This window comes from Micromonospora sp. NPDC048999 (genome assembly GCF_040649295.1).
Classification (GTDB): domain Bacteria; phylum Actinomycetota; class Actinomycetes; order Mycobacteriales; family Micromonosporaceae; genus Micromonospora.
This window is the reverse complement of sequence record NZ_JBEZFI010000035.1, coordinates 14,838-40,539: the sequence shown is the minus strand read 5'-3', so window position 1 is coordinate 40,539 and position 25,702 is coordinate 14,838. Positions and strand designations below refer to the sequence as shown.

Genomic DNA, 25,702 nt, shown 5'->3' with positions numbered 1-25,702 from the left:
TCCGAGCTGATCGACCGCAAAGACGTGTTCAACCGACGCGCAACCAGCTCACGGTCAGCGCAGGCCGTGCTGCGCGGCGACGCTCTCGGCCACCTTCCGGTGAGTGCCAACCAGTCCCCGGGTGTCGAGCACACCGGCGAAGGGCTTGCTGCTGTCCGGTTTGACGAGCGCGCCGCGGCGCACCCAGACGTCGGTGGGGCGGATCAGGTAGTTGGTGGTCAGGATTGTCGCCCTGTGCGCGAGGAGGAATTCGAGGATGCGGTGCAGTTTCTCACTGTTTCGCGAGTACCGGCTGAGCGCGGAGGTGTACAGCACGAAGTCGCCTTCCGCGGCCTTTCCGAGCAGGTCCACCAGTCTCTGGTCGAAGCGCGGGTCGATCGCGCTGAACACGGTCACCATGTCATCGTCAGACGGCGGCGCCGCGGCCACCTCGTCGCCGCTAGGCAGGCTAGGTACGGGTGCCGAAGGCAGGCGCAGTGGACCGCGGCCGCCGTCGGCGAAGGTGTCGGTCAGCGCGTCCAGACATGCCCATGCACGCGGGTAGCGCTCGGCCAGCCCGGCGAACGGGTTCGGACTCTGATCGTTGTCGACGGGCTGGCGGCGGCGCGCGGCCAGCAGATGCGATAGCGGGCCGGCCGCGTACTGCGTCGCCGGGATGATCCCGTCGTCGAGCGGGCCGTCGTGGTGTGCCTGCTCGAGCAGGCTGTTACGGACCACGAGGGTGACCTTGGCCTTCAGGTCCAGCGGCGACTCCAGCGGCTTGTGGTCGTACACCTCCTCGACGAACGGTGCGATCAGCACGTCCTGCGCACGCTGCGGCAGGGCGGCCAGCGCCTCAGCCCGCTGCAACACGTCGTCGCCGATCCGGCGGGCCAGGTCCTCATCCACGTCGCACGCCTTAATCAGCATGCCGGGCAGCACGTCGCGGCAGTACACGACGATGTGAGTCGGATCAGGAGCGGCCATTCCGTATGCCTCCGTCGGATGTGGACCGGGCACCGAGCGTAGACAGTGTCACACTCAAGACAGGTGGGCACGAGGCGGGCTCCAGCGCTCAGATCCGTCAGATCGTCAAGGAGATGATTGTCGTCGCGCGCTGAATACGTGAGCGCCGACAGCGGGCGGCGATCACGCGCGGCTGGTGCTTGGCTTCCTCAGCCGGTGAGGCACCGACATCTGGGAGGAGTGGAGGTAATGTTTCCGCTGCCGCCGAACACGCCGATTTCGTTGGAGCTAGCCCGGAGCACTCACCAGGTGAACACACCTTCCGGAAGTCAGCAGTGGTCGATCGTCGACGAACTGGCACTGATCGCCCGTCAGTCCGTCCGCCGCTTCGAGCCTGTCAGCTGCCTTAATGCCCTGTACGACGTTTCGTGGTCGTCGGCGCGGCAGTTGCCGAGTCTGGCCTTCCTCGTCGGGCAGGCCCTCGCCGGCGAGGCAGTCGGCGAGCGCCAGGCCCGATCGGCTGATGTGGCGGCCTGGCTACAGGGCATCCGACGGCGGCTACCGGTCGTTGACGAGTATCAGCAGACGGAACGGCTTGACCCAGATCTGAGCGTGCACGTGTTCTGGGACAACCGGATGTGGCCGCTGCATCCGGGCATGGTGGACGATCCCGAGCATGTGATTGAACGGCTGCGCCGGTACGCGATTGCGGCGGACCATGTTCTCGTGCCGTCGCTCGGATTCGGCATCGCCGACGTCGTCAAGATCGGCCTGCACGCCATGGCGATCCAGCGCGCCTTCCGGGGAGATCCGCGCGGTGGGATGTCGAGCGCCGAAGACGGCGACCTTCATCAGCCAGCGTCGGCATCGTTGATCGAATCCTGCCGTAAGCGCGATGCAGAAGGCTTGCCGGCCTGGCTGAGCTCCACAGGGGGCATCAACGTCGATGGGAGAGTTCGGGCAGCGATCGACTGGTGTGCCCGGGACGCGCGCGACGTGGCCCGAAGTACGTGGCTGCTCGACGGGGCGTTGCTCGTCCGGACTTCGGACGCCTTGTTGCCGGTTCCTGCCGCCCTGGTTCTCGACGCGCTCGCGACGACAGGTGCGGAACTCCTGGCGCTTGCCGGTAGGACGAGCCGTGTTGCAGCAGCGAGCCTGTCGGACGAGGCGGAGCACGCCTTCACCGTCAATGCGCGCGGCCTGGCGACCCATTTCGCCGGCCCGGTGCAATGTGCCCCGTCAGGCAGGCTGACCGCGGTCATGCTTCCCGCGGCCCGGCGGCTCATCGCCGTCCAGGTTGCCGTCGGCACGAGCGAGCGGGAGACAGCCCGGGAGGCCGACCGGGCGCGACGCCGCCTCGCCGCAGTGAAGGTGGGCCACGCCCTGACGATAGACGTGGACACCTCGAACGCCGAGCACTGGGCGACCTTAGTGGGCCCCGACAGCCCTCTCACCCCCGGCGAAGGGGCGGCGACAGCGCTCATCGCCAAGAGCACGGTGATTCGCCGGGTAGTAGTCATCGACGGGCCATGGAACGCTCCGGACAAGATCCGCCCCGGAACGGTCTTCGTGACGCTTGATGAATGGCGGCAGATCGCCGCCGGCGCCGGAGACGATCACGAAGAGTTCTGGGCGTTCCTCGACGAACTCGCGGAGCTCCCCGGGCTGCGGATGATCGAAGGCGCCACGCCGCTTGGTCTGTGGGAGACGTTCCAGCGTCGAGGAATCTTGTTCGATGGCTCGATGGCGCTGAGTCAACCCGGACCCGACTTCAGGAATCGGTGGAACAGCCGCGCAGCGTGCGACCCCTACGAAATTGTTCTACGGCGCGTCGGCCTTCCCGGACTGAGGGACTGGCCCTTCGCCGCGACCGTCGTCGGCGGTTGCCTGACCGCCGGCCAAACCACCCCGTATGAGCACGTCGTCATCAGCGCCGAGCCAGAACTCGTCTTCGTGGTGAACGCGGACAACGCCGACGAGCGCCTGTGGACGCAGCTGCTGGGCGACGCGATCCTCGCCGGGTTAACAGGGCTGGCCAGCGCGGCGGCCAGTGACCTTGCCGCAGGCTGGCGGGCCTGGACCGGTGCGATCCCCGACCCGATCCGGATTGCCTTCCATGCCCTGCCGCCGAGCGCGGAGCAGGCGGTGAAACTGATTGCCGCCGACGGGATCACTGTCGTCCTCGGCTATCTACCTCCCACGAACCTGACGGCCACTCCGCTCATGATTCACCAGCAGCTTGGCGACGCGCTCTGGTGCCTGCTCGTGGGCACCCTTGCGGTCCGGGACCAGCCGGCCACCGGCAGCCACATCGTCAACGCCGACACGGCGGCAGCCGAGAGCGACGACGTTCGTCAAGCTGGTGAGGCATTCAAACGCGCATGGGCGCAACTGCCACCGACGGCAACGTTTCTAAGAACGGTGTCCGCGGGACGTCCGGCCACCGGAGGCGTCGCGGCCAGCATCAGCGAAGGGGCCCGCGCACGCGCGCAACGATCAATCGCCAATCACACGGCCCCCCGCGCCCCGCTGAGCAGGGCACTCGACGATCATAACCACTTCCTCCACAACGAGGTCATATCGGGAACAGTGGAGCTCCTGCACAACGAGATCGCACAGTTCGGCTCCACCGCAGCGTTGCGGACCGCGGCGGCTGCCGTCGAGCGCCTCTGGGCCGCGAGGGTCCGGACCGACGACGATCGGGTACTCCGACGCGCCTTGGGCTTTCCCACAGAGAACGACGTCGACGACGTTGCCCGCACGAATATTGTGGCCAGCCGCGCGGCCGATCTCCTGGCCGAGGCGATCGTTGGGCACTGCCCCGATACCGGTCTGCCCATGGATCACCGCGACTGGCACCGGCTCTTCAATCTTGCGGCCGTTGTGGTCCATCTCCTCGGCAGCCGCGACCAAGCACGCGCCGGCATCAGTTTCGACGGTCAAACCGACCCGGCGGCACGCGACTTGCCGTTCTACGGAGACCGCTACGCCGCCGACCTCCACCTCACCCACGACGCTCGGCACGGCCGGATGCTGCTCAACGAGTCGGAACTTGACCCCGCATGGCCGCAGGGATCCGATGACGGGCAACTCGTGTTGTGGACCGACAGCATGCACGGGCGCATCCAGGCATCGCGGAAGTCTCCGCTGCACCAACAGGCGGCCAAAGCAGCGCTGAGGGCCAACAACATCCTCGGCGTCGCCTACGGCACCGGCTGCGACGAGATACTTGCCGTCCTCACCGTCGCCGCCGGGTGGGAGACCAGCAACGACATCGCCGAAGTCCGCGTCATCGATCTTGTCGACACCGCTCGTCGCTGGTCCGGCCTGCAGCCCGACCGGATACACCGGGCGGTCGATCTTCTGACCCTGCGTACCGACATCGCGTCCCGCATCACGATCGGTGGGCAGCTGGCCTCACTCGGCGAGCGTCTCTCCGGCAGACCCCTCCTGCCCGTACCTGACAGGGCTGCCACGCTGATCCTGATGCCCCGACGTGTCGCCCGTTCAGCCAAACTACTCTTCGGATACCTCGAGGTTGCCCGCCTGCCATGGCCCGATGCGCCAGCCGAGGTGATCAAAGCCTTCAAGGATTGGGAGCAGTGCGAGCAGAAGGCCTTTGAAGCGGACGTCGAACGCGAAGCCGAAGCGCCCGACCGAATTCTGATTCCCCGCCTCAAGCCAAGACGGGCCGAAAAATGGGGTATCACCATTCCCGGCGAAATTGACCTCATCGCGATCGACGTCGCACATCGTCGGGTGTTCGTCATGGAGGCGAAGGCAGGGCACGTTGCCACCGACATCGAGCGGGTGCTCTACGACATCATCGACTTTCACGGCGCGCCCGACTCGGGTCATGCACGTTGGGAGGGTTTCCGCCCCCAGCGTGGTACTCCCTATCTGCCCAAGCTCGTGAAAAAGGCGGGCGCAATCAGAGGCCAGCTTGACGCGCTGCTTCGCGCCCACGGCTTGGACACCGAGATGGGCGGCTGGACCGTGGTCGAGATGGTGGTAACTCCCGCGCCGATCCCGGCCGCCTATGTGCCGCAACCGCTGGTGCCCTTCGCTACCATTGATTGCCTTTCGCGGATTCTGGCGGATTCGGCTGCGCCGTGTCCTGGGCCGAACGTCCGCCACGAGGTCGCTCCGAGTCGGTCTCACCTGTCCGGGGTGGCCTGACCGACGGATAGAACATGCGTGCGTCCCGACGGGTGGACTCCAACAGAGTTCGACTATCCCTGTTGCAGTCTGCTACCGCAGAGCGGGCGTGCGTTTGAGGGACGGCTGCTGCGACCCGGCCCCGGCAGCGCAGCCGGCGGGCAAAAAGGCAGCGGATCGAGCACACGTAGTCGCGCCGTTGGGTCAGGGAGAGCTCCAGCATCCGTAGGCGGGGCAGGTCCGCAGGCCGGTGCCGGTCGCTCAGGTTGGCCCCGGACAGTTCGAGGTGAGCGAGGGCCCGGCAGGCGGTCTGGCTGCTGCCCGACGAGGCGGGGTCCGTAGCTCGGTGACGGTTGCAGCTATCGCGGGCTATGCGCGTAATGCCGATAGAAGTAGATCCGTGACCATCGTGGGCTGCGTGACCATCGCCAGGTGATCGGCGTCCACGCGCCGGACCCGGTACCCGCACTCTTCTGCCTGCTCTGCGGTGGACTGGTACGCAGCGCTCAGCTGGAGGTAGATCCGCCTGGCCGAGTGCCACGGGCTGCCTGGTGTGGGCAGCACCTCGGAGACGATCTTCCACGGCAGCTCGGGTAGGCCGTGCAGCACCTGGCGCCGCTGGCCGGGGTCGGGCAGGAGATCGCCGAGGGAGCTGGTGGGGAACCAGGTGTCCCACGTCGGCAGCCGGCCCGACACCGCAATTTCCCGCAGCCACGCGGCCCGCTCCGGCGGCAGTGACCCAATCCAGCTGGTGCCCGGGTGCGGCAGGCGGGCGTCCAGGAAGACGACGTCGAGCCGGTCGGTGCCGATCGCGTTGGCGATGCCGGGCAAGTATGGGCCTGCGCGGCTGTGGCCGACGACGACGATTGGCGCACCGGGGGCGACGCTGGCAGCCGCTGCCGCACAGACCGCTGCGTGAAAGGACGGTGCCTCGACCAAAGGGCGAAGGTCTGGTACGGCCACGCGCCACCCCGCCGCTTCAAGGTGCGGCCGCAGGGCGTCCCACGTCGCCGAGGTGAGGAGCGGACTGTGGACGAGGACCATCGTCGGTTCGGCGAGCACAGTCCCATCCTCGTACAACCGGATGATGCTCCGGATCGCCTGGCCGGATGAGTGGTCCGCATCTGGTCGGCAACAGGTCGACGGTCGGCGAGGGAGTGCTGTGTGAGACGTCGAGAGGCGTTTCCGCTGCTAGAAGGCCATCCGCGCAGTTCGCCGGCCCATCTTGGTCGTGTGACCCCTCGTTCGCGGAGCTGCCGGGGGAGGTCCTGCCCGCTGAGCTACTCCTTTAGGTATCCGGTGGCGGGGTCGATCCCAGCGAGGAAGTTGCGGATGGCCTCCTCCATCTCAGGCAGGGTGATTGCGGAGCCGTCAGCTCTGCTGAGCCCGAAGCCGTAGTCGTGCGGCCCGCTGAGCCAGTCGAAGTCGTACTCGCCGGGCTTTGCACGCTCACGAATGCGAAAGTCCTGCCCGTCGACCGTCATCATGATCGGATCGACCTTGGCATAGCGGGGTTTCGCGTGCTCGGGCGCGAGGCCCGGCTCCGGTTCGGTTGACATACCTGTTCCTCCCCTCTCAGCCACCCGCGCGCCACGTTCGGTATTCACGAGGCCGGGTTGTAGGCCACCACCTCGACGACCCGCATATCGTCCCTCACGTCGGTCTCGTAGCGGCCCGGTACAGCCGCTTGTACAGACAAGACCGCCGTCCAACGGCAGCACAGTCCGACAGACGGAGGGCATGACCGGCGGTAGCTGCCTTGACCCGCCGGCCGTGATCTTCGAGCAACTTCCGCCTGGACCGTCAGCTCCGAGCGGTACGGACCAAGCCGACCCTTGAGCCTGGGCCTAGCTGCCCATCTCGGTACGAGCGCACGGACTACCTCCGGCCCCGCGGCAGACTGTCGACAACGCAGTTCCCGATGGGCTGGGTGGCCGCAATGTCCAGGAGCAGCCACCAGCCAGCTCTCGGCGGCCGACGGCGATGCGCCAGAACACCAACCCGTGCCCTGGCGTCAGGTACCGGCGCTGGTTCGGAGTTCTTCTATGCTGCACGAATGGCGGCGTGTCCCGAGCTGACCAGGCCGCTCCCCATCGTGGAGCGCGGCCGTGGTCTCTCCGGGGTAACCCCGGGGACGCGATCCTCACCTCGGCACCACCCTCGAACCGCTGCGCGGCGCGGTCACCGCAGCCCGCCAACACGGCCGGCCGATCGTCATCCGCGCTCGCCCGGTGGCGCCGACCCGCACCGTACGCCACCCATGGCACACCCCGGTCATCGACGACATCAGCGCTCTGGCCGCGATGCTCGACCTGAGCATCGACCACCTCGACTGGTACGCGGATCGGCGCGGCATGAACCGCCGCGCCATGGACCAGCGGCTGCACCACTACCGATACCGGTGGACCGACCGAGGGCGTCTCATCGAAGCACCCAAGCCTCGGCTGCGTGCCCTGCAGCGGCGGCTTCTGGCCGAGGTCCTCGATCCGATCCCGACGCACCCTGCCGCACACGGCTTCGTGCCCGGACGCTCCGCGCACACCTTCGCCGCCGCTCACGCCGGACAGCCGGTCGTCGTCCGGATCGACCTGCTCGCCTTCTTCACCCACATCCCCGCCACCCGGGTGTACGGGCTGCTGCGCACCGCGGGCTACCCCGAACCCGTCGCCCACGCCCTCACTGGACTGTTCACCACCCGCACCCCGCACACCATCTTGCGTCAGGCGCCCGCCGACCTGCCGCACCGGTCGGCGCGGCTCGCGGCTGCGCGGGCTGGTCATCTGCCGCAGGGCGCGCCGACGTCACCGGCGCTGGCGAACCTGTGCGCCTACCGCCTCGACCGACGTCTGACCGGCCTCGCCGACGCCTTCGCGGTCAACTACACCCGGTACGCCGACGATCTCGCCTTCTCCGGCGACCTCGCCACCCGCCGCGCCAGGGACCTCATCGCCGCCGTCACCGGGATCGTGCGTGACGAGGGCTTCCGGATTCACCCCGACAAGATCCGAGTCCGTGGCCAAGCCGACCGGCAATTCCTCGCTGGACTTGTCGTCAACCACCGGCCCGCCGCGCCCCGCGAGGAATACGACCGGCTCCGCGCCATCCTCCACAACGTCACCCGCACCGGCCTTGAGGCGCAGAACCATTCCGGCCACCCGGCCTTCGCCGAACACCTCACCGGACGCGTCGCCTGGATCGCCTATCACCACCCCACACGGGCCGCCAAGCTGGCCAGGCTGCTGGCCCAGGCACTCGCTGCACAGTGAACCGCCACGCGACCACACGGCGGTGGACACCTCCCCACAACATCCGCAGTGAGCCCTGCTCACAGCCAGGGCTGTGGGCCAGACGCCGGGGTGGCCGCGGCGCATACGCACCTCGACTCGACGCCAAGTGGGCCCCTGCGGGCGGAGAGGCACGAACGGGGTACAAGCGTCCCCAATGCCATTCTTTGTCTCTTTCCGGGTTCACGATGGGCTGGGCCCAGCTGAGACGCAAGGAGAGGGCGTGCGACATGAGACGTAGGGGAAGCAGGAAACGGCCACTGCTGCAGGCAGCGGCGATGGTCCTGACAGCGGCGGCGGCCGCGGTGGCGGTTGTTCGTGCGAGCCGGTCACGCACCCGAGGTGACGCGACGATGGGTGATCTGGCCGCTTTTGGCGGCGATTCTTCCGTCACCGGAGGCGTAGGAACGCGATCGCTGAGCGCCACCGTGACCGGCGCGAGCGACGACACCACCGCTACGGCATCGGCCATTCGCTGACCTGCGGCCTGACCAGGCGGATTCCGCCTGGGGCCGGGGCGCGGCGCGGGGACGGTCGCACAGTGCCTGATCGCCGCGTCCCCGCTCGGCTCGCAAACCCCCTGCTTTAGGAGGTGACGGCAGATGGATGGCGCATCCGAGGGCGACGGGAAAGCACCAGAGCCGGCGGCAGAGGCTACGGTTGCGCAACTCATCGAGCGTGCCACCGACCAGATCAGCCGGCTGGTGCGCGATGAGTTGGCCTCGGCCCGCGTGGAGTTGACCGACAAAGGCAAACGCGCCGGCTTCGCTGCGGTGATGTTCGGCGGGGCTGGCGGGGTGGCCGTGTACGGCGGGGGCGCACTCGTCGCCGCGTTCATTCTGCTACTGGAAAAGGTCATGTGGGCGTGGCTGGCCGCTCTGGTCGTGGCGGTGGTCCTGTTCGCGGTGGCTGGCCTGCTCGCGCTGTTCGGGAAGAAGCAGAGCAAACGGGTGGAGCCTCTTGCACCGCAGTCGACGTTGAACAGCGTGCGCAAGGACGTCGAGTCCGTACAGCAGGCCGTCAAGGAGGGACGAGGGCGATGACGGCGAGCGAGAGCACCGACCCGGAGCGCATCCGCAGGGACGTCGAGGGGACGCGCGCCGAGCTGGCCGACACGGTACAGGCGCTGGCAGCCAAGACGGACGTGAAGGCACGGGGCCGAGACAGCGCCAACCAGATCAAAGGCCACGTCCGGCAACAGCTGACAGACGCGGCCCAGGCGGTGCGCGGCAAGAGCTCAGCACTGCTGCGGACAGCACGCCAACGAGCGGACAGCACAGGCTTCACGCGCGCCGCCCGCGACTTGCAGCAACGCGGCAACACACTGCGCCAGCGCACGATGCGGACGACAGAAGAACTTCGTAGCAGCGGCCAATCTGCCGCAAAGCAGGCTGGGTCCGCCGCCGTCAGCGTGATCCGCGATGTGGCCGCAAGAGTTCGATCAGCAGCCCGCCGCCGCCCGGCTGTCCTCGTCATTGCTGCCATGACCGGCATCGGCGTCGCGGTGGCAGCACGACAGCTTCAACCGAGACACGTCCGTCGCCGATCCTGACATGTCCTCTCCGGCGGCGAGGTCGGCCAGCTCGCGCTGATGGGCGAGCAACCGCGGCTACGACTGCATCAGGCTGTCATCACAGCCGAGCGGAGGATGTTCGGGGACGACGACAACGGGCTGCGCGAGTGGTCCCAGCCGCACGTGTCAGGCGTGGTGGGGCGGGGTGGCTTCTGCGGTGTCGCCGGGTTCGAGTAGGGGCAGGATGCCGGTGACAGTGAGGACCCGGTGCACGTGACCGATAGGGTTGATCAGGTTCAGGGTGCCTCCGGCTGCGGTGGCGTCCTGGTAGGCGGTGACGAGAACGCTGAGGATTGTCGAGTCGAGGAAGGTCAGCCGGGACAGGTCGACGTCGACGACCGGGTTGGCCCGCAGGGTGGTGGTGAGCAGGTCGCGTAGCTGGTCGACGGCGGTGATGTCGAGTTCGCCGGACAGGGTCACCACGGCACGGTCGGGGTGGGTCTCGGTTCGGGCCTGCCACAAATTGTCGCTGGTCATCGCGCCTTCCCCTTCGGCAGTGCGGCGGTGACGGTGGCGGACAGTCCTGTTGGAGTGTTGTCGAGCACGAGTCCCGCGGTGAGGTGTTGGGCGAGCCGCAGGCCGCGACGGCCGGGCCGGGTGGGATCGGGCAGAGCGGGCACCTGTCCGGTCATGCCGGGGCCGTGGTCGCTGACCTGGCAGGTGAGCTGGTCGCCGAGCCGGCGCAGCGCCAGTTGCCCGCTGCCGCCGCCGTGGCGCACGGCGTTGGTGGTCAGCTCGTGTACGGCCAGCACGAAGTCCTTCAACTCCTCGTCGGGGAGGCCAGCGGCTGCGGCGGCGGTGACGGCGTGCCGCAACTCGGGCACCTGCTCAGCCGTGATCAGCGCAGCAAGCGACAGGCTCTCGTCGCCTCTCGCGCTGACCATGGAACGGACGCTACATCACCTGGCTTATCTCGCAGAGAACCGCAACTTGACTCGAGCATGCGGCGCTTGGTCTTCCTCGCCTCTGGTTCGGCACCCACGGCAGCGGGCGTTGCTGCGAGTGCGGATTCAGCTCGCTTTCGGCCTGGCGGGTGCGGGGTATGCGGTGAACGTGGATGCGCGCGCCTTGAGCGGGGAATCAGGGTCGCTCCAGTGGGTGCCCTTGCCCACTCGTACGGGAACGCCGGCAGACGCGTGAAGGAGCGGCTTGCCGGCCGACGCCGGCAGCCGCGCCGATTGTAGGTCCTGGTGCAGCCGGAGCAACTCGACCCGGCGCAGCGGCCACTCAGGGTGTTCCGCCGCCGCCGCAAACCTGCCCGGCGATGACCGTGAACAGCCGGTACCGGGCGGTGAGGAAATGAGCCGGCTCGTGACGCTCCGCCTCGCGCAGCGGCGGGCCTCCATCAGCCCCCTCCACCGCTGACCTGACTAATGGGACGACGCTGCGGGGCGGGCTCGCTGATGAGGGCCCGCCCCGTCGCCGCACCTGGCTCAGCCCTGCCGAAGCTCACCTGCAGCTCCCTGTGCCTGCCCCTGTACCTGCTGAGCAGACGACTTGGCCTGACCCTGAACGGCGGACGCGCCGTGTACCGCGGTGGACCCGACCGACTGGGCTGCATGCTTCGCGGGCTCGCGCAGATTGTCCCGCATCTGGTGACCGACCTGGCTGGCCTGCTCGCGCAGCTCGCCGGAGTGCTGCTGGGCCATCCCCTTGGCCTGACCGGCCCACTGCCGCTCGGAGCGGCTGGCTGGGATCAGCGCGGAGACCAGCAGCCCGGCGCCGAAGGCGATCAGGCCGGCCGCCAGTGGGTTGCCCTGAGCCTGCTGCCGGGACTGCTGCCCGAGTTCGCGCGCCTGGTCGCGCATCGACCCTGCAGCGGCCGACATCTGCTGGCCGGCGCCCTGCCCGTCCATCGGTGTACCCATCACCTTCTCCTTGACCCGGGTGAGCGCCCCGTGAGCCTGGTCGACACGGTCACCGGCGATCCGCCGTGGGTTGACCTTGTCGCTCAGCGCGTCGACGTCACTGATCAGTTCGTTGCGGGTCTGCTCTATCTGCTGTCGGATCCGGTCCGGATCGGTCGACATGTCTGCTCCCTTCCGGCTCGCTCACCGGCCACGCAGGGCGCCGGGCAGCTGCCGTGCGGTCTGTTGCGTCCGGGGCAGCACCGCGCGCAGCTGCCGCAGCTTCGTCCGCCCGACGGCGAGGAGGACGGCGGCGATGATCGCCCACACTCCCGCCACGATGAGTGCCGCCCAGCTCTGGTCCATCACGGCGGACAGACCCCACCAGACTGCGTACGAGACGAACAGCACGGTCAGGAAACCGGCCAGCGCGGCACCACCGAACATGCCGCCGGCCTTGCCGGCCTGGCTCGCCTCCTCGCGCAGTTCCGCCTTGGCCAGCTCGATCTCCTGGCGGAACAGCGTCGACACGTCACGGGTCACGTCACCCAGCAACTCACCGACCGACTGAGTGCGCTCCTTCTCCGGGGCGCTCACGGTGCCACCTCACCCGGAAGGTTCGTCTCCCGCTGGCTCGCCGGCCGGGCGGTCTGCGCCCGCGCCGCCCCGATGTAGGGGCCTTCGCCGGTGTACGGAGCTTGGACCGCTTCCTCGGACGCCTGTTGGCCGGTCGGGTGGCCCGGCTGCGAGGTCTGGCCCATCTGTTCGCTTGGCCGCCTCCCGTTCCCGGAAGCCAGGTTTCGGGTGAGCCGGCCGACCAGCACTCCGGCCACCGCCGCGCCGGCGAGAAACATCCCTGGGTGCTGGCGGGCGTACCCGCGTACGTCGTCCATCACCTCGCCAGGTTCACGCTCGTCGAGCCACCCAGCGGTCCGATCCGCGACCATCGCCGCCCGCCGGACAGCCTCACCGGCCATACCGGTATCTCCGCCCCGATCGGCCATAGAACCCAGTTCCCGACCGAGACCGCGCAACCCCTCCGCGGCCCGATGCTGCTGCGTCCGGGCCTGGTCATGCAACTGCGAAGTGGCTTCCCCGGAAAGGTTCCGAGCCTCCTGCCGCGCCTGCGCAGCCAACTGCCGGCCCTGCTCGGCGACAGCGTGACCGACCTGGCCACCCGCCTGCGTCGTCTGCTGACCCACCTGGGACGCCGCCCGGCGGGCCTGCTCAGTGGTGTCGCCCGGCGGTCTGCTCTGGTTGATCGCCGTCATCACGTGCTCCTCTCCTCAGCTCCAGGCCGTGGTGCGGCCCGGAACACCACCCGCGTACCCTCACCGCCTCACCACATTCACAGCTGGACTGGGAACAAGAGCCGTAAACTCCGCCCTTACAAGCGACGCCCGGCCTGGGTTGGACCAGGGCGGGGGCTATCGCGCCTGGAACTACCACGAATGCCGCGAAGCATCCGATCGGCACGATGCCGCGGCTGCTTCTCCCCAAAGCCCTGCTTCGATCGCATCTGCAGATCGATCCGCATCTCGTGCCTCCTGTCGTCGCGCCTTGACGGATCTCCTGGTACACCCGCCACCACCCGCGCCTTCGGATACGCCGACCTCGAAAGAAGCATGTTCCGGTCAAAAGGCGCCCACGTGTTCGTGGACCCCGCACCATGGGAGCGTCTGGGATTTGCGCCGGATCGACGAGCAGCTGAAGGAGTGCACTCCGCATGAGCCAGGTGACCAAAACCGAGCAGGCTGGACACGCGGGTGGTATCCAGTCAGCCCGCCAGAACAAGCTCAGCAACGAAGACGGCAAGATCATGATTGCCGACAACGTGGTGCAGAAGGTCGCCGGGATGGCCTGCCGGGAGGTGTCCGGCGTTCACGCGATGGGTAGCGCCGGCACGCGCGCGTTCAGCGCGATCCGGGAGCGGATTCCGGGCAGCAGCGGCCCGAACGTGTCCCAGGGGGTCGGCGTCGAGGTCGGCGAGAACGACGCCGCGATCGACCTGGACGTGATCGCCGAGTACGGGATCAGCATCGCCGATCTGGGACGGAACATCCAGCGCAACGTCAAGACGGCCGTCGAACGGACGACCGGACTGAACGTCGTCGAGGTCAACATCAGCGTCGATGACGTGCATCTGCCCGAGGCCGATGGCCAGCGGCAGGGCCAACAGCAGCAGCCGCGGATGTCATGACCGCTACGCTTGGCCGGCGCGACACGGCGGTCGACGGCGTCGACGCGGATGCCGTGGTGGTCCAGGTCCGCAGCCGATAACGGGGGTGACCGCCGGAGCGCTGGCCGGCCAGGTCCGGGCGGCGGTGGTGCCGCTGGTTGCCGGGCGTCGGGTCGACGTTGGTTGTCCGCTGATCTGGAGGATCCGCCTACGGACGGGACGGACGGGTGCCGGGACGGGGTGGGCCGACCCGGTTGATCCGGGGACGACAGAGCGACTGGGTGAACCTCCGGCCGCGCCTCGTCTGCCGCGCCCGGCGATCCGTCCGACGCAGGGCGTTCACCGCTTTCACAGTCCGCGCAGCATGATGTGGAGAGCGACAGCATGATCAAGTTGATAGGCATCGTCGTCGGCCTGGCGTTGGGTTTCGCCCTGGCATTCGGCAGCTTCGGTCAGATGCTGATCGTCGCGCTGTTCGCGGCGATCGGCTACGCGGTGTCGAAGTTCTTCGCCGGCGAGGTCAATCTCGCCCCGTACGTCCAGGGCCGGCGGAGCAGCCGGTGACCGCAGTGACCGATGCCCTGGCAAGCGGCCCGGGCCAGCCGGCGCACGAAGATCTGGGCCGGCTGAACATCCACGACCGGGTGGTGGAGAAGATCGCCGCGCGGGCGGCGCAGGAAATCGCCCAGGCGGGCAGCGCGACGCCGCGCGTTCTCGGGCGATCCCTGCCCGGAGCGGGTCGCTTCGGCATCCGCCGTACCGACCTGGACGCCGCCGCGAGCGCGTCCGCCTACGTCGAGGGCTCGGTGACCAGGATCGAGTTGTCCATCAGCGTCCGCTGGCCGGCCTCGATCCCGGAGGTCACCGCCCGGGTCCGCGACCGCGTCCGGACCCGGGTGTCGGACCTGACCGGGCTACGGGTCCAGGAGGTGGAGATCACCGTCACCGACCTGGTCACCGACCGCGCGGCCGGCAGCCGGGTGCACTGAATCGAGGCTCTGGTGAGAATCGCCAACCGTCTGCTCGCGTTCCTGCTGAGCCTGGGGCTGACCCTCGGCGCCGTACTCGTGTTGATCGAGATCGTTGCCCACCTGGTCGGGGCGAAGCCGGTCGTGCTGAACTGGCCTGGCCTCTACCGCTGGGCGTCCGGCACGACCTGGGGGAGCGGGATCGTCCGGCTGGTCGGTGTGGGCCTGGTCGTCCTCGGTCTGCTTCTGCTCGCCGCGCAGCTCAAACCCCGTCGGCCCGAACGGTTGCGGCTGCAGCCCGTCGATTCCGCCACCGACGCCGCCATCACCCGGCGCGGCCTGGCGCGGACGTTGCGGAACGCGGCCATCGAGGTCGACGGCGTTCACGATGTCCATGTCATGGTCGGCTGGCACGACGTGCGTGTCCGCGCCGAGGTCCACGACGGGGCAGCGCCGGTGGACACCCTGCACGAGGCGGTGGCCTCGGCCGCCCAACACCGCCTCGACGCGCTGCGCCTGGCCACGGTCCCGGCACTGACCGTACGGATCGACAGGGAGGAGCGGCACTGATGCGCGCCGACCGCACCCACCGGACGTTGCTCACCCTCCTCGCGCTGGTCCTGCTCGCCGCCGGCATCACGATCCTCCTCGCCGGCACCAACGTTTTCGGCCCGAACCACGGTGGGCAGCCCCTGCTCGCCAACCCGGCCGCGCGCTTCTTCAGCACCCATGGCGGCTGGCTCTGGCCGGTGGCGGCCGTGGCAGCCGCGATCCTCGCGCTGCTCGGCCTGCGCTGGCTGGCCGCCGTCGTCGCCACCGAACCCGGTCAACGGCGGATCAACATCAGCACCGACGGCACCGCGGGCCGGACCGTCCTCGACTCCGGTGCCCTGGCCAGCGCCGTCAGCGCGGAAATCGAGGACTGCCCGGGTGTGGACGACGTCGACACCCGGCTCTGGGGCAGCCCGAATACTCCCCGCCTGGCGCTGCGGGTCACGGCCGATCCCGACGTCGACATCGCCGCGTTGCGCGAGCAGCTCGAAACCCTCGCCCTGCCCCGGATCCGGTACGCCCTCGGCAAGCCGGACCTGCCCGTCACCCTCGACCTCAGCTACAGCCGCCACCGAAGCGCTCGCGTCAGCTGAGGACTGGGGTTGTCGGGCCAGGGATCGCCCGACGTAATCAGTGGTTGCGGCCGCCCTGGTCGATGCGTTGCTGCGCTTCCTGCTCGCCCTTCTGGACCTGCTTGTCGTACCGGTCGCCGGTGCGTTGGTCGGTTTCCTGGCCGGCCTTCTGAACGCCCTCGTCGGCCTGCTTCGGGTGCTGCTTGGCCACGTCCTCGGCCTTGTCCATGAAGTCACGCATGTCTGGATCTCCCTTCCTACGTCCGTGCCTTCCCCGCGGCCCGGGCGCACAAACGGCTGCCCGCGCTCGCGGTCGGTAATGTGTGGAGGGCGGAAGTGGTCAACCAGTCGGCCCGTCCTCGATCCCAGCGGAGCCCAGCCCCGCAGCGTTGTGTCCGGTCCGACGCATTCCCACAGTTCCTGCCGGTGTCTGCGGCGTCCCGCGTCTTCCCGTCGGCAGAGAAGGGCCGCTTCTGACCAAGGTGGAGGCGGCCCTCGACGGCTGCTTCGACCGGTTAGGAGAGCGATGCGGGGAACCGCTGCCAGACCCGGTGCGCGGCCATCAGCTGCCGCACGGCCGTAAGAACGTCGATGGCCGAGTCGCCCGTGACGACGCCCTCGCTGCCGGCTACGCCTGTCTGGTCCAGCACGTCGGTGCCGGCGCTCCAGGCTCCGATCGCCTTGGCGTGCCGCCAGCACTCCTCGACCAGCAGCAGTATCCGTGGGTCGACCTGAGTCGGCTTCGCCGTGCCAGTCTTGGCATCTCGTACGGGCGGCGCGTTCGGCGCCGGGGCCGGTGCGCCGGCCAGTAGGAGCGCGTCGAACTCGACGGATCGGGCGGTGGCGAAGGTTCGCTGCACGGCCACATCGCCCACCATGCCGCCGCGCGGGGCGATGAGCAGTGGCACCATGCGGGCGGCGAACACAGCGAGGCGTATCTGGTCAAGGTCGTCGAGGTCGCCGTCCGGGTCGATCACGATGCCGATGCTGCGGCCATCTCCCGGCCACTCTCGGCCGATCTGGGAGAGTGCCGGGCTGGGCGCGATGTCGGCGAGCGGCTCGGTCTGTTCGGGTACGGGCAGACCCAGGCCGGCGGCGACCTGCGCGCACAGCACGGGGTCGATGTTGGCCAGGCAGCGCAGTTGGCGTTCCTTGATCGCCTGGTGGTAGCACTTGCCGAGCTCGAAGGTGTAGGCGCCGATGATGTGCTCCTTCTCCACCGGCGACATGCTCAGCCAGAACAGGCGCACCTGGCTGTAGTGGTCGTCGAACGACGCCGGGCTGGCTCGGATCTTGGGCGCCTGGGAGACTGTGACCGGCACGTCGACGAAGGCGTGGTCGGCGTCGCCGGCGCGGAACGGGTTGCCGCCGTCGAGGGAGTTCGGCCGGTACGGGGCTACGCCTGCGTGAACGGCGTTCTGGTGGAAGCCGTCGCGGAGCATGTCGTTGACGTCGGCGTGCGGGCGGTTGATCGGGATCTGCGAGAAGTTCGGGCCGGCCAGCCGGGTGAGCTGCGTGTCGACGTATGAGAAGAGCCGGCCCTGCAGCAGCGGGTCGTTGGTGACGTCGATGCCCGGCGGCAGGTGGACCACGTGGAAGGCGACCTGTTCGGTCTCGGCGAAGAAGTTGGTGGGCGTCCTGTTGAGCACCAGCCTGCCGACCCGCTGCACCGGTGCCAGCTCCTCCGGCACGATTTTTGTGGGGTCGAGCAGGTCGATCCCGGCGAAGGTCTCCTCCGGGGTGTCGGGGAGGACCTGGATGCCGAGTTCCCACTCGGGGTACGCGTCGCCTTCGATCGCGTCGTACAGGTCCCGGCGGTGGAAGTCCGGGTCGATGCCGCCGAGCATTTGCGCCTCCTCCCAGGTGAGGGAGTGCACGCCGAGCTTCGGTTTCCAGTGGAACTTGACCAGCGCCGTCTCCCCGGCCTCGTTGACCAGCCGGAAGGTGTGTACGCCGAAGCCCTCCATCATGCGGAACGATCGGGGGATGCCCCGGTCGGACATGGTCCACATGGTGTGGTGCTGCGCCTCGGTGTGCAGGGAGACGAAGTCCCAGAAGGTGTCGTGGGCGGTCTGGGCCTGGGGGATCTCCCGGTCGGGGTGCGGCTTGGCGGCGTGGATGACGTCGGGGAACTTGATGGCGTCCTGGATGAAGAAGACGGGAATGTTGTTGGCGACCAGGTCAAAGGTGCCCTCGTCGGTGTAGAACTTGGTCGCGAAGCCGCGGGTGTCGCGGACCGTGTCGGCCGACCCACGGGACCCGATGACCGTGGAGAACCGGACGAAGACCGGGGTCTCCTTCCCCTTCTTCAGGAAGCCGGCCCGCGTGACCCCTTCGGCGGTGCCATACGACGTGAACAGGCCATGCGCCCCGGCGCCCCGCGCGTGAACGACGCGCTCGGGGATGCGCTCGTGGTCGAAGTGGGTGATCTTTTCTCGCAGGTGGTGGTCCTGGAGTAGCACCGGGCCTCGTGGTCCGGCCTTGAGGGAGTGATCGGTGTCGCGGAGCCGGGCTCCCTGGGAGGTGGTGAGGAAGGACCCCTGCTGACCGTTCGCGGTGGCCGGCGCACCGGTCTTCGCGCCGGTCGCCGTGCGGGTATCCGGGCTGCCCTGCTCTGTCTCCGGCGGCAACGGATCCCGCGGGCGGGTCGGTTCGTCGACAGACGGTGGGGCGCTGCCCGGTGCGCCGGGAACGTCCGGGGCGAGGACATCCGCCACCTTCTCCGTGGCTGCCTCCACGGCATCCTTCACAGCCTCGACGGGTTTGGGGGAATCCATTGGGACAGGTACCTCCTCGAAGCGACGCAAGCCGACCTTCCGGCTCTACCCACCCAAGAGCACCCAAAACCGGATACACCCACACGGAGATGGGTGACTGGGGGCACGTCGGGACCGGGCCGGGCACCCGGCTCGCTGGGGCAGAGCAGGCGAACAACTCCGGCCGGGTTTCACACGCCTTCCGCTGCTGGCATGCGTGCCGCACGGTCGACCCGCGCAAAGGTTTTCATGTTTCCGTCCCCGCCGCTCGTGGGCCCTGTTGAATCTGATGAGCGTGTGGGGATCGATCGGGGTTCCTTGTGATCAGACGGGGGTGGGAGATGCGCGGTGTTCTGGTGAGATGGCCGGGGCGAGCTGGTCTGGCGTGCTATGCCTCGGCCGCGGTGCTGGCGGTGCTTTCCACTACCGGCGGTGTCGGGTTGGTGTCGGGGGTGGCGGGTGCGTCCAGCCACCGGGAGGCGCCGCTGATCGCCGGTGACCCGGAGGTGGACAACACCGACGTATACGCCTTTGTGAGCCCGGACAACCAGGACACGGTCACGTTGATCGCGAACTGGCTGCCTTTCGAGGAGCCCAACGGGGGCCCGAACTTTTACTTCTTCAAGCCTGGCGCGCACTATGAGATCAACATCGACAATGATGGTGACGCGAAGGCGGACATCACCTACCGGTGGGTCTTCACCAACGACGACAAGCGTGACGGTACGACGTTCCTCTACAACAACGGCGTGGTCAACAATCTGACCGATCCGACCTTGTTGTTCAAGCAGACCTACACGCTGACGGAGATCAAGGGTGGCCAGTCGCGTGTCCTGGTGCAGGACGGGCCGGTCGCACCGTCGGACGTGGGGCCGGCGTCGATGCCGGACTACGGCCGGCTGCGGCAGCAGGCCATCGTGCCGGTGGAGGGCGGCGGCCAGACGTACGCAGGTCAGGCCGACGATCCCTTCTTTCTCGATCTGCGGGTCTTCGACCTGATCTACGGGGGGAACCTGTCGGAGCGCGGCCAGGACACTCTCGCCGGCTACAACGTGCAGACCGTGGCGTTGCAGGTGCCCAAGTCGGCGCTCGCCCTCAACGGCGATGCCACGAAGAACCCGGTGGTCGGCGTCTGGAGCGCCACGTCGCAGCAGGGGATGCAGGTCAACGCCCCCAATGCTGGAGGCGAACAGGTGCAGGTGTCCCGGCTGGGTAATCCGCTGGTCAACGAGCTGGTACCGGCGGCGAACCAGAAGGATGCGTTCAACGCCAGCACACCGGCCGACGACAGCAAGAACCAGAAGCTCATCGACCGGATCCTCAACCCGGAACTGCCGCAGGTGATCCAGAAGATCTACAACATCCCGGCGCCGGCGACGCCCCGCAACGACCTCGCCGAAATCTTCCTGACCGGGATCGCCAAGAACGCGCCGACCCTGGACGGCACGAAGGCACCGATCCAGGCCGACCTGAACTCGCAGATCCTCAACGCCGACGTCAACCCGGCGTCGTTCGTGCCCTCGGAGATGCTCCGGTTGAACATGAGCGTCCCAGTGACCGCCAACCCGAACCGGCTGGGTGTGCTCGGCGGCGACCCGCAGGGCTTCCCGAACGGCCGCCGCCTCACCGACGATGTCCTCGACATCGAGCTGCAGGCCTTTGAGGGGGCGGCGCAGACGGGACAGTTGGTGCCCGCGCTCGCCGCCGGCGATGAGGTCAACACCAACAACGTGCCCTTCGGGAACACGTTCCCGTATCTCGCGTTGCCGAGCAACGTGGCGGTGAACCAGATCGATGCCGACGGCATGCCTTCGGGTGGGGTGCCCAGCGGCGCGGGCGGCACCGCTTCGCGCCCCGCCGCGTGGATCTCGATCGCCGGCGGTGTCGGCGCGGTCGGGTTCTTCGGAGCCGGCCTGCTGCTCGGCCGCCGCCGCAACCGGGCGGCAGCAAAAGGCGCGCGGGCGAGCGGGAACTGAGTGAACGGTGCGGCGCGGCCCTCCGGCCTGGCGCTGGACGGCCTGCGCCGCGCCCGCACTAGTCACGGGAGGTTTCCGGCATGAGTGAGGCGCCTGGAAGACCACACGGGGGAAAGGCCCTCGCGCTGCGGGGGCGTCGCCGATTCCCGATAGTGGTGTTGGTGGCCGTCGCCGTGGGTTTGGCCACGCCAACGGCTGCGGCGCGGGCCGCGACCGAGGAGACACCGATGCATGCGGTGGCCGCCCACAGGCTTACCGCGCCGGCCGTCCTGCCTCAATTAGGCGCCGGTCAGGTCGGCTCTGGATCGCCGGCGCAGCCGGTCGAGCTGGCGATCCCCTCGATCGGGGTGCGGTCCACGCTGGTCGATCTAGCGCGTGAGCCGGACGGTGCGCTGCCCGCCCCCGCGGACTACCAGGTAGCCGGCTGGTACGCCAACGGTCCGATGCCCGGACAGGCGGGTGGACCGCCCGCGGTGATCGTCGGACACGTGGACTCGCATACCGGGCCGGGCGTGTTCTACCGGCTGCGGGACGTCACGGTGGGCGCTGACGTCCGCATTCGGGATATCGCCGGGAAGGTGTGGCGGTTCCGGGTCTACCGGCTGAGCGAATACCCGAAGGCCCAGTTCCCCTCGGGCGAGGTGTACGCCCGAGGGGACCGGCCGGAACTGCGGCTGATCACCTGTACCGGGACATTCGACCGGCGGGCGGGCAGCTACCGGGACAACCTGGTCGTCTACGCCACGTTGCTCGGCGGCGGATCATGATCCGCCGCCGGCGGGGCCTGGAACAAGTTGAGGCTCCTGGCGTGCTCCCGCCGCGCCGCCCCGGTCGAGTGCGTCCGCTCATCGCCACACTGCCGAAACTCAACCGACTGTCGATCGTTCTGCTGCTCACCGCAGTGGTGCTGCTGGTCGGCACGCCGATCGTCTCCACTTCCCTGCCCGGTCAGCGTCGTCCCGCGGCGCCACCGGCCGGCCCCACCACCGGCGGGCGCACCTCAACGGCTCTGGAGTCGGCGATCACGGCCGCGCAGCGACGCCTCAAACATGTTCCCCACGACTGGCCGACCTGGGCCCGGCTCGGCTCCGCCTACGTCCAGCAGGCGCGGATCACCGCCGACCCGTCCTACTACCCGAAGGCCGAGGGCGCGCTGCGCCGCTCCCTGGAACTGGAAAGCACCACCAACTGGCAGGCAATGGTCGGGATGGGCGCGCTCGCCAACGCGCGCCACGATTTCACCACGGCCCGCGACTGGGGCCGCCGCGCCGAGGCCCTCAACCCGTACGCGGGCACGGTCCACGGGGTGCTGGTGGACTCGCTCACCCAACTCGGTGACGCCGACGGGGCACGCACGCACGTGCAACGCATGCTCGACGTCGAGCCCGGGGTTTCCTCGTTCACCCGCGCGTCATACGACCTGGAACTGCACGGACAGGCCAGCGAAGCCCGAGACGCCCTCAACCGCGCGCTGACCGCCGCCACCGCCGCCGCCGACATCGCTTTCTGCCGGTACTACCTGGGCGAGTTGGCCTTCAACAACGGCGACCCGCAAGGGGCGTTGCGCCAATACGAGGCAGGCATCGACGCGGACCCCACCTACCAGCAGCTCTACGCCGGCAGGGCGAGAGCACGCGCCGCGCTCGGACAGACCGCGGAAGCCCTCGCCGACTACGCCCGGGCCGTGCAGGCCCTTCCACTACCCGAACTGCTGACCGAGTACGGCGACCACCTGGCCGCAGCCGGGCAGCTCCACCAGGCGCAACAGCAATACGACCTGGTCACCGCCGCCCGGCAACTCCTCGCCGCCAACGGGGTGACCGACCACCTCACCGCGGCGATCTTCCTCGCCGACCACGGGCAGCCAGCCGAAGCCCTCGCGCAGGCACGAGCCGAATGGGCCACCCGACACACCGTTTGGACCGCCGACGCGATGGCCTGGGCCCTGCACCGCAACGGACACCACACCGAGGCACTCACCTACGCCGAGCAAGCCACCGCCCTCGGCTGGCGCAACGCCAGCATCTACTACCACCGAGGAGCCATCCGGTCCGCCGTCGGAGACCTCGACGGAGCCCGACAAGACCTGCACCAGGCACTGACCATCAACCCGTACTTCGACATCATCCAGGCGCCGGCTGCCCAGCAACTCCTCACCCAACTCGGCGGCCAACGATGAAACGCCACATCTGCACGATCACGCTCGCGGCGACCCTCCTGACCGTCGGCGCCGGCCTCTGCCAGGCCACACCCGCGGCGGCGCACCCCCTGGGCAACTTCACCGTCAACCACTACCACGGCCTACGGCTCCACCCCGACCGGATCGACGACCTCGCCGTCCTCGACGAGGCCGAGATACCCACCCTGCAACACAAACCCGCCGTGGACAGCAACGGCGACGGCACCGTCAGCCCGAACGAACAAGCCACCTACGCCGCCACCACCTGCACCGCGATGGCCAACACCCTGCACACCGAAGCCGCCGGCCGGACCCTCACCTGGCACGTCACCGCCAGCACCTTCACCTACCGGCCCGGCGCGGCGAACCTGCCCACCGCCCGCCTCGAATGCCACCTCACAACGACGATTAGTCTGCGCCAACCCACCACGATCAACATCGAGGACAGATTCCAAACCGACCGCATCGGCTGGCACGAGATCACCGCAAACGGCGACGGCGTCGGCATCAACAGCTCACCCGTACCCACCACGAGCATCAGCGACGAACTACGCAAGTATCCCGATGACCTGCTGTCCTCACCACTGAACCAGCGCTCGGTGCGGCTACGCACCACCACGCCCGGAACAGGGACCACCGCAACCGGAGCCGTCACCATCCCCCTCGCAGGGCCCCTCGTCCGCTCGGTAGGCGCCCTCGGCAACCGACTCAACGCGCTCACCGGCGCACATCGGCTCACCCCACTGGCCGGGATACTCGGCATCGCCCTGGCCCTGCTCCTCGGCGCCGCCCACGCGATGCTGCCCGGACACGGCAAAACCATCATGGCGGCCTACATCGCCGGACGGCGCGGCACCTACCGCGACGCCGTCACCGTCGGCGCCACCGTCACCGTCAGCCACACCGCCGCCGTCCTCGCCGTCGGCCTGCTCCTCACCACCGCGACAAGCCTCGCCGGAGAACTCATCCTCGGCTGGCTCGGCGCCATCAGCGGACTACTCATCACCGCCATCGGCGCCGCCCTACTCAAATCAGCACTCACCCGCCGCCCGCGACCCCGCGAACCCAGCCCCGCTCCCGCGCTCGTCGGATCCGCCTCGCCCCACGAGTCCAACACCCAGATCCACAATCCCACGAGCAACCACCACGACCACGGCAAGTCTCACCACGATCACCACCACGGCCACGGCCACGGCCACGGCCACCGACATGCTCCACCCCGCCGGGCCGGCCTGCTCGGCATGGGCATAGCCGGCGGAATCGTCCCAAGCCCATCCGCGCTGATCGTCCTACTCGGCGCCATCGCGCTCGGCCGCACCTGGTTCGGCGTTCTCCTCGTCATCGCCTACGGCCTCGGCATGGCCGCCACCCTCACCCTGGCCGGACTACTACTCGTCCGACTGCACAACGGACTGCGCACAGCGAAACTGCCACCATGGTCCGGCGCGTGGCCCGGCCGCCTCGCCACCGCCACCCCCATCCTCACCGCAACCCTCGTCCTCGCCCTCGGAGTCACCCTGACGCTCCGAGCGGTCGGGTCGCTCTAGGTCTTGACAGCCTGTACGTCGATCATCGGCGCCTCGTCGCTGACGAACAGGGGCACGCTGGACGGCGGCCAACCGCACGACCGGCGCCAGCGCGGCGAGACGACCCTGATCCAGGTCGAGGAGCACTCCTGTCGGCCTGCAGCAGCGGCTCACCCCGCACCGGGAAGGCCAGCCGGAACGGCGCGCGGTGGGCATGTTCTGAATGGCGCAAACACCGGCCTTGCAAAAGCCCTGGTGGCCACCCCGAGCTCGAACGGGTTGGCCCCGGCGCAGCGGCGAAGACAAGCTCCGCCGCCGCCTTCGCCCTGATGTTCGGGGTCCCCGCCCTGGTCTGCGTGCTGACCACCATATTCGCCCCCGTGAAACTGGTGCTAGGAATCATCGGGCTCATCCTCGGCGTCGTGGCACTACGGATGACCCGACGCCCCGGCGTCACCGGCCACAAGTCGCGATCGGCGGCCTGGTCCTCAGCGTGATCGCCGTCCTGCTAGCCATCGCCTTCGCCACCGATGTCGCCACCGTTGTCAACAACAAACAGGCAATTGACCGCCTCGAACGCCAGGTCGAGCACCTCCGCCAAAAGCTGCCTCACTGAATCACCACAACGGCGGCACCCCGCCGGTACCAACACGGTGCCCGGGACGTGAGGCAAGCCACGCCCGGGAGTGTCCGACGGAGGGAGCGTGCAGCGGTTCTGGGTGGACTGCCGCCAGGACCGGTGTCGGCGTACCGGGTGCCTCGCTACGGATCCGTCTGGCCGCTTGTGCGGGCCCTTCTTCTGACCCGTCCCCGGTCGCCAGCACCGGCCTGGCCCACCGCGTTGGCCTGATTCAGAAGCCTGTCCGCCGAAGGCATGATCCGTCAGAGGCGCCGCTCGGTGACTCCATCCGGGCCGGTGCCGACGGGTGCGGTCTCGCTCGAGAGCAGCCGCAGCTACGGGGGTGGGGCTAGCGCGGGGCTAGCGCTCGCTTTCCGCCGCCGGCGGGCCGGTGCGCGCAGGCAGCGCCGGGGCAAGGGCAAGTCCGACCGATCGACGCCCACCTGGCCGTGCTGGCCGCACTGCGTCTGGACGCCGACCGGCTGCCGGTGCCAGGTGTCGATGGTGACGGGGAGGCGCTACGCATTCTGCGCTGCGCGCATGGCCGATCAGTTGTTGCGGCTGTCTG

The 25,702-nt window shown here is 68.7% G+C and carries 25 protein-coding genes; 15 read left to right on the top strand and 10 right to left on the bottom strand.

Translation table 11 applies throughout. The annotated features are described in order from the left end of the window. Positions 1-54: 54 nt before the first annotated feature. Positions 55-966, bottom strand: coding sequence for a hypothetical protein (locus AB0C02_RS26245; protein WP_357551607.1), 912 nt, complete (start codon positions 964-966; stop codon positions 55-57). 228 nt (positions 967-1,194) lie between these two features. Between AB0C02_RS26245 and AB0C02_RS26240 the strand changes: the two genes are divergently transcribed. Continuing rightward, positions 1,195-5,124 carry a hypothetical protein gene (locus AB0C02_RS26240; RefSeq protein ID WP_357551606.1) on the top strand — a complete coding sequence of 1,310 codons (3,930 nt, stop codon included), beginning with the start codon at positions 1,195-1,197 and terminating at the stop codon, positions 5,122-5,124. 348 nt (positions 5,125-5,472) lie between these two features. Here AB0C02_RS26240 and AB0C02_RS26235 read toward each other — a convergent pair whose 3' ends face one another. Together AB0C02_RS26235 and AB0C02_RS26230 are read right to left on the bottom strand one after the other, a co-directional pair. Next, on the bottom strand, positions 5,473-6,165 hold the full coding sequence (locus AB0C02_RS26235) for an alpha/beta fold hydrolase (protein ID WP_357551605.1): 693 nt from the start codon (positions 6,163-6,165) through the stop codon (positions 5,473-5,475). Positions 6,166-6,383: 218 nt separating this feature from the next. Further along, positions 6,384-6,662 carry a hypothetical protein gene (locus AB0C02_RS26230; RefSeq protein ID WP_357551604.1) on the bottom strand — a complete coding sequence of 93 codons (279 nt, stop codon included), beginning with the start codon at positions 6,660-6,662 and terminating at the stop codon, positions 6,384-6,386. A gap of 672 nt (positions 6,663-7,334) precedes the next feature. Here AB0C02_RS26230 and AB0C02_RS26225 point away from each other — a divergent pair. The 4 genes from AB0C02_RS26225 (at position 7,335) to AB0C02_RS26210 (ending at position 9,939) form a co-directional block, all read left to right on the top strand. Then, on the top strand, positions 7,335-8,369 hold the full coding sequence (locus tag AB0C02_RS26225; RefSeq protein ID WP_357551603.1) for a reverse transcriptase family protein: 1,035 nt from the start codon (positions 7,335-7,337) through the stop codon (positions 8,367-8,369). Between the two features lie 371 nt (positions 8,370-8,740). Next, positions 8,741-8,866: a hypothetical protein gene (locus AB0C02_RS26220; protein WP_357551602.1), complete on the top strand. Its 126-nt coding sequence runs from the start codon at positions 8,741-8,743 to the stop codon at positions 8,864-8,866. Between the two features lie 123 nt (positions 8,867-8,989). Beyond that, positions 8,990-9,430: a phage holin family protein gene (locus AB0C02_RS26215; RefSeq protein WP_357551601.1), complete on the top strand. Its 441-nt coding sequence runs from the start codon at positions 8,990-8,992 to the stop codon at positions 9,428-9,430. Beyond that, positions 9,427-9,939, top strand: a complete 513-nt coding sequence (locus AB0C02_RS26210; RefSeq protein ID WP_357551600.1) for a DUF3618 domain-containing protein — start codon at positions 9,427-9,429, stop codon at positions 9,937-9,939. Before AB0C02_RS26215 ends, AB0C02_RS26210 begins: the two co-directional genes overlap by 4 nt. 147 nt (positions 9,940-10,086) lie before the next feature. Here AB0C02_RS26210 and AB0C02_RS26205 read toward each other — a convergent pair whose 3' ends face one another. The 5 genes from AB0C02_RS26205 to AB0C02_RS26185 form a co-directional block, all read right to left on the bottom strand. Further along, positions 10,087-10,437 carry an STAS domain-containing protein gene (locus tag AB0C02_RS26205; protein WP_357551599.1) on the bottom strand — a complete coding sequence of 117 codons (351 nt, stop codon included), beginning with the start codon at positions 10,435-10,437 and terminating at the stop codon, positions 10,087-10,089. After that, positions 10,434-10,844: an ATP-binding protein gene (locus AB0C02_RS26200; RefSeq protein ID WP_357551598.1), complete on the bottom strand. Its 411-nt coding sequence runs from the start codon at positions 10,842-10,844 to the stop codon at positions 10,434-10,436. Before AB0C02_RS26200 ends, AB0C02_RS26205 begins: the two co-directional genes overlap by 4 nt. Before the next feature lie 549 nt (positions 10,845-11,393). Then, on the bottom strand, positions 11,394-11,990 hold the full coding sequence (locus tag AB0C02_RS26195) for a DUF3618 domain-containing protein (RefSeq protein ID WP_357551597.1): 597 nt from the start codon (positions 11,988-11,990) through the stop codon (positions 11,394-11,396). 21 nt (positions 11,991-12,011) lie between these two features. Further along, on the bottom strand, positions 12,012-12,404 hold the full coding sequence (locus tag AB0C02_RS26190; RefSeq protein WP_357551596.1) for a phage holin family protein: 393 nt from the start codon (positions 12,402-12,404) through the stop codon (positions 12,012-12,014). Further along, entirely contained in the window at positions 12,401-13,078 is a 678-nt protein-coding gene (locus AB0C02_RS26185; RefSeq protein WP_357551595.1) for a hypothetical protein, read from the bottom strand. Before AB0C02_RS26185 ends, AB0C02_RS26190 begins: the two co-directional genes overlap by 4 nt. A 455-nt stretch (positions 13,079-13,533) precedes the next feature. On the opposite strand from AB0C02_RS26185, the gene AB0C02_RS26180 reads away from it, so the two are divergent. From AB0C02_RS26180 to amaP, 5 genes are all read left to right on the top strand, one after another. Then, complete coding sequence (locus AB0C02_RS26180) at positions 13,534-14,007, top strand: Asp23/Gls24 family envelope stress response protein (RefSeq protein ID WP_357551594.1); 474 nt, start codon at positions 13,534-13,536, stop codon at positions 14,005-14,007. A 363-nt stretch (positions 14,008-14,370) separates the two neighbouring features. Further along, positions 14,371-14,550 (top strand): hypothetical protein, encoded by a 180-nt coding sequence (locus tag AB0C02_RS26175; protein ID WP_357551593.1) that lies wholly within the window; start codon positions 14,371-14,373, stop codon positions 14,548-14,550. Continuing rightward, a complete protein-coding gene (locus tag AB0C02_RS26170; RefSeq protein ID WP_357551592.1) occupies positions 14,547-14,975 on the top strand; it encodes an Asp23/Gls24 family envelope stress response protein in 429 nt (142 codons plus the stop codon). The genes AB0C02_RS26175 and AB0C02_RS26170 overlap by 4 nt, the downstream gene beginning before the upstream one ends. Before the next feature lie 12 nt (positions 14,976-14,987). Continuing rightward, positions 14,988-15,524: a DUF6286 domain-containing protein gene (locus tag AB0C02_RS26165; RefSeq protein ID WP_357551591.1), complete on the top strand. Its 537-nt coding sequence runs from the start codon at positions 14,988-14,990 to the stop codon at positions 15,522-15,524. Further along, positions 15,524-16,099 (top strand): alkaline shock response membrane anchor protein AmaP, encoded by a 576-nt coding sequence (amaP, locus tag AB0C02_RS26160; protein WP_357551590.1) that lies wholly within the window; start codon positions 15,524-15,526, stop codon positions 16,097-16,099. The genes AB0C02_RS26165 and amaP overlap by 1 nt, the downstream gene beginning before the upstream one ends. A 37-nt stretch (positions 16,100-16,136) precedes the next feature. Here amaP and AB0C02_RS26155 read toward each other — a convergent pair whose 3' ends face one another. Further along, on the bottom strand, positions 16,137-16,319 hold the full coding sequence (locus AB0C02_RS26155; protein ID WP_357551589.1) for an antitoxin: 183 nt from the start codon (positions 16,317-16,319) through the stop codon (positions 16,137-16,139). Between the two features lie 274 nt (positions 16,320-16,593). Beyond that, a complete protein-coding gene (locus AB0C02_RS26150; RefSeq protein WP_357551588.1) occupies positions 16,594-18,855 on the bottom strand; it encodes a catalase in 2,262 nt (753 codons plus the stop codon). A 392-nt stretch (positions 18,856-19,247) separates the two neighbouring features. Between AB0C02_RS26150 and AB0C02_RS26145 the strand changes: the two genes are divergently transcribed. The 5 genes from AB0C02_RS26145 (at position 19,248) to AB0C02_RS26125 (ending at position 25,131) form a co-directional block, all read left to right on the top strand. Then, the gene (locus AB0C02_RS26145) at positions 19,248-20,810 is read left to right on the top strand and encodes a DUF4331 domain-containing protein (RefSeq protein ID WP_357551587.1); all 1,563 of its coding nucleotides are present in this window, start codon (positions 19,248-19,250) and stop codon (positions 20,808-20,810) included. Positions 20,811-21,037: 227 nt separating this feature from the next. After that, on the top strand, positions 21,038-21,577 hold the full coding sequence (locus AB0C02_RS26140) for a class F sortase (RefSeq protein ID WP_357551586.1): 540 nt from the start codon (positions 21,038-21,040) through the stop codon (positions 21,575-21,577). 41 nt (positions 21,578-21,618) lie between these two features. Next, positions 21,619-22,989 carry a tetratricopeptide repeat protein gene (locus tag AB0C02_RS26135; protein ID WP_357551585.1) on the top strand — a complete coding sequence of 457 codons (1,371 nt, stop codon included), beginning with the start codon at positions 21,619-21,621 and terminating at the stop codon, positions 22,987-22,989. After that, positions 22,986-24,536, top strand: coding sequence for a hypothetical protein (locus AB0C02_RS26130; protein WP_357551584.1), 1,551 nt, complete (start codon positions 22,986-22,988; stop codon positions 24,534-24,536). Before AB0C02_RS26135 ends, AB0C02_RS26130 begins: the two co-directional genes overlap by 4 nt. 472 nt (positions 24,537-25,008) lie before the next feature. Beyond that, a complete protein-coding gene (locus AB0C02_RS26125) occupies positions 25,009-25,131 on the top strand; it encodes a hypothetical protein (RefSeq protein ID WP_357551583.1) in 123 nt (40 codons plus the stop codon). The last annotated feature ends 571 nt before the right edge of the window (positions 25,132-25,702 follow it).

Bases quoted from the DNA above. Each gene is read 5' to 3' on its own strand.
- AB0C02_RS26240 (WP_357551606.1), top strand. From the start codon at position 1,195: ATGTTTCCGCTGCCGCCGAACACGCCGATTTCGTTGGAGCTAGCCCGG.
- AB0C02_RS26195 (WP_357551597.1), bottom strand. From the start codon at position 11,990: ATGTCGACCGATCCGGACCGGATCCGACAGCAGATAGAGCAGACCCGC.
- AB0C02_RS26150 (WP_357551588.1), bottom strand. From the start codon at position 18,855: ATGGATTCCCCCAAACCCGTCGAGGCTGTGAAGGATGCCGTGGAGGCA.
- AB0C02_RS26220 (WP_357551602.1), top strand. From the start codon at position 8,741: ATGGGTGATCTGGCCGCTTTTGGCGGCGATTCTTCCGTCACCGGAGGC.
- amaP (WP_357551590.1), top strand. From the start codon at position 15,524: ATGCGCGCCGACCGCACCCACCGGACGTTGCTCACCCTCCTCGCGCTG.
- AB0C02_RS26205 (WP_357551599.1), bottom strand. From the start codon at position 10,437: ATGACCAGCGACAATTTGTGGCAGGCCCGAACCGAGACCCACCCCGAC.
- AB0C02_RS26215 (WP_357551601.1), top strand. From the start codon at position 8,990: ATGGATGGCGCATCCGAGGGCGACGGGAAAGCACCAGAGCCGGCGGCA.
- AB0C02_RS26130 (WP_357551584.1), top strand. From the start codon at position 22,986: ATGAAACGCCACATCTGCACGATCACGCTCGCGGCGACCCTCCTGACC.
- AB0C02_RS26200 (WP_357551598.1), bottom strand. From the start codon at position 10,844: ATGGTCAGCGCGAGAGGCGACGAGAGCCTGTCGCTTGCTGCGCTGATC.
- AB0C02_RS26245 (WP_357551607.1), bottom strand. From the start codon at position 966: ATGGCCGCTCCTGATCCGACTCACATCGTCGTGTACTGCCGCGACGTG.
- AB0C02_RS26210 (WP_357551600.1), top strand. From the start codon at position 9,427: ATGACGGCGAGCGAGAGCACCGACCCGGAGCGCATCCGCAGGGACGTC.
- AB0C02_RS26155 (WP_357551589.1), bottom strand. From the start codon at position 16,319: ATGCGTGACTTCATGGACAAGGCCGAGGACGTGGCCAAGCAGCACCCG.
- AB0C02_RS26175 (WP_357551593.1), top strand. From the start codon at position 14,371: ATGATCAAGTTGATAGGCATCGTCGTCGGCCTGGCGTTGGGTTTCGCC.
- AB0C02_RS26140 (WP_357551586.1), top strand. From the start codon at position 21,038: ATGCATGCGGTGGCCGCCCACAGGCTTACCGCGCCGGCCGTCCTGCCT.
- AB0C02_RS26230 (WP_357551604.1), bottom strand. From the start codon at position 6,662: ATGTCAACCGAACCGGAGCCGGGCCTCGCGCCCGAGCACGCGAAACCC.
- AB0C02_RS26185 (WP_357551595.1), bottom strand. From the start codon at position 13,078: ATGACGGCGATCAACCAGAGCAGACCGCCGGGCGACACCACTGAGCAG.
- AB0C02_RS26180 (WP_357551594.1), top strand. From the start codon at position 13,534: ATGAGCCAGGTGACCAAAACCGAGCAGGCTGGACACGCGGGTGGTATC.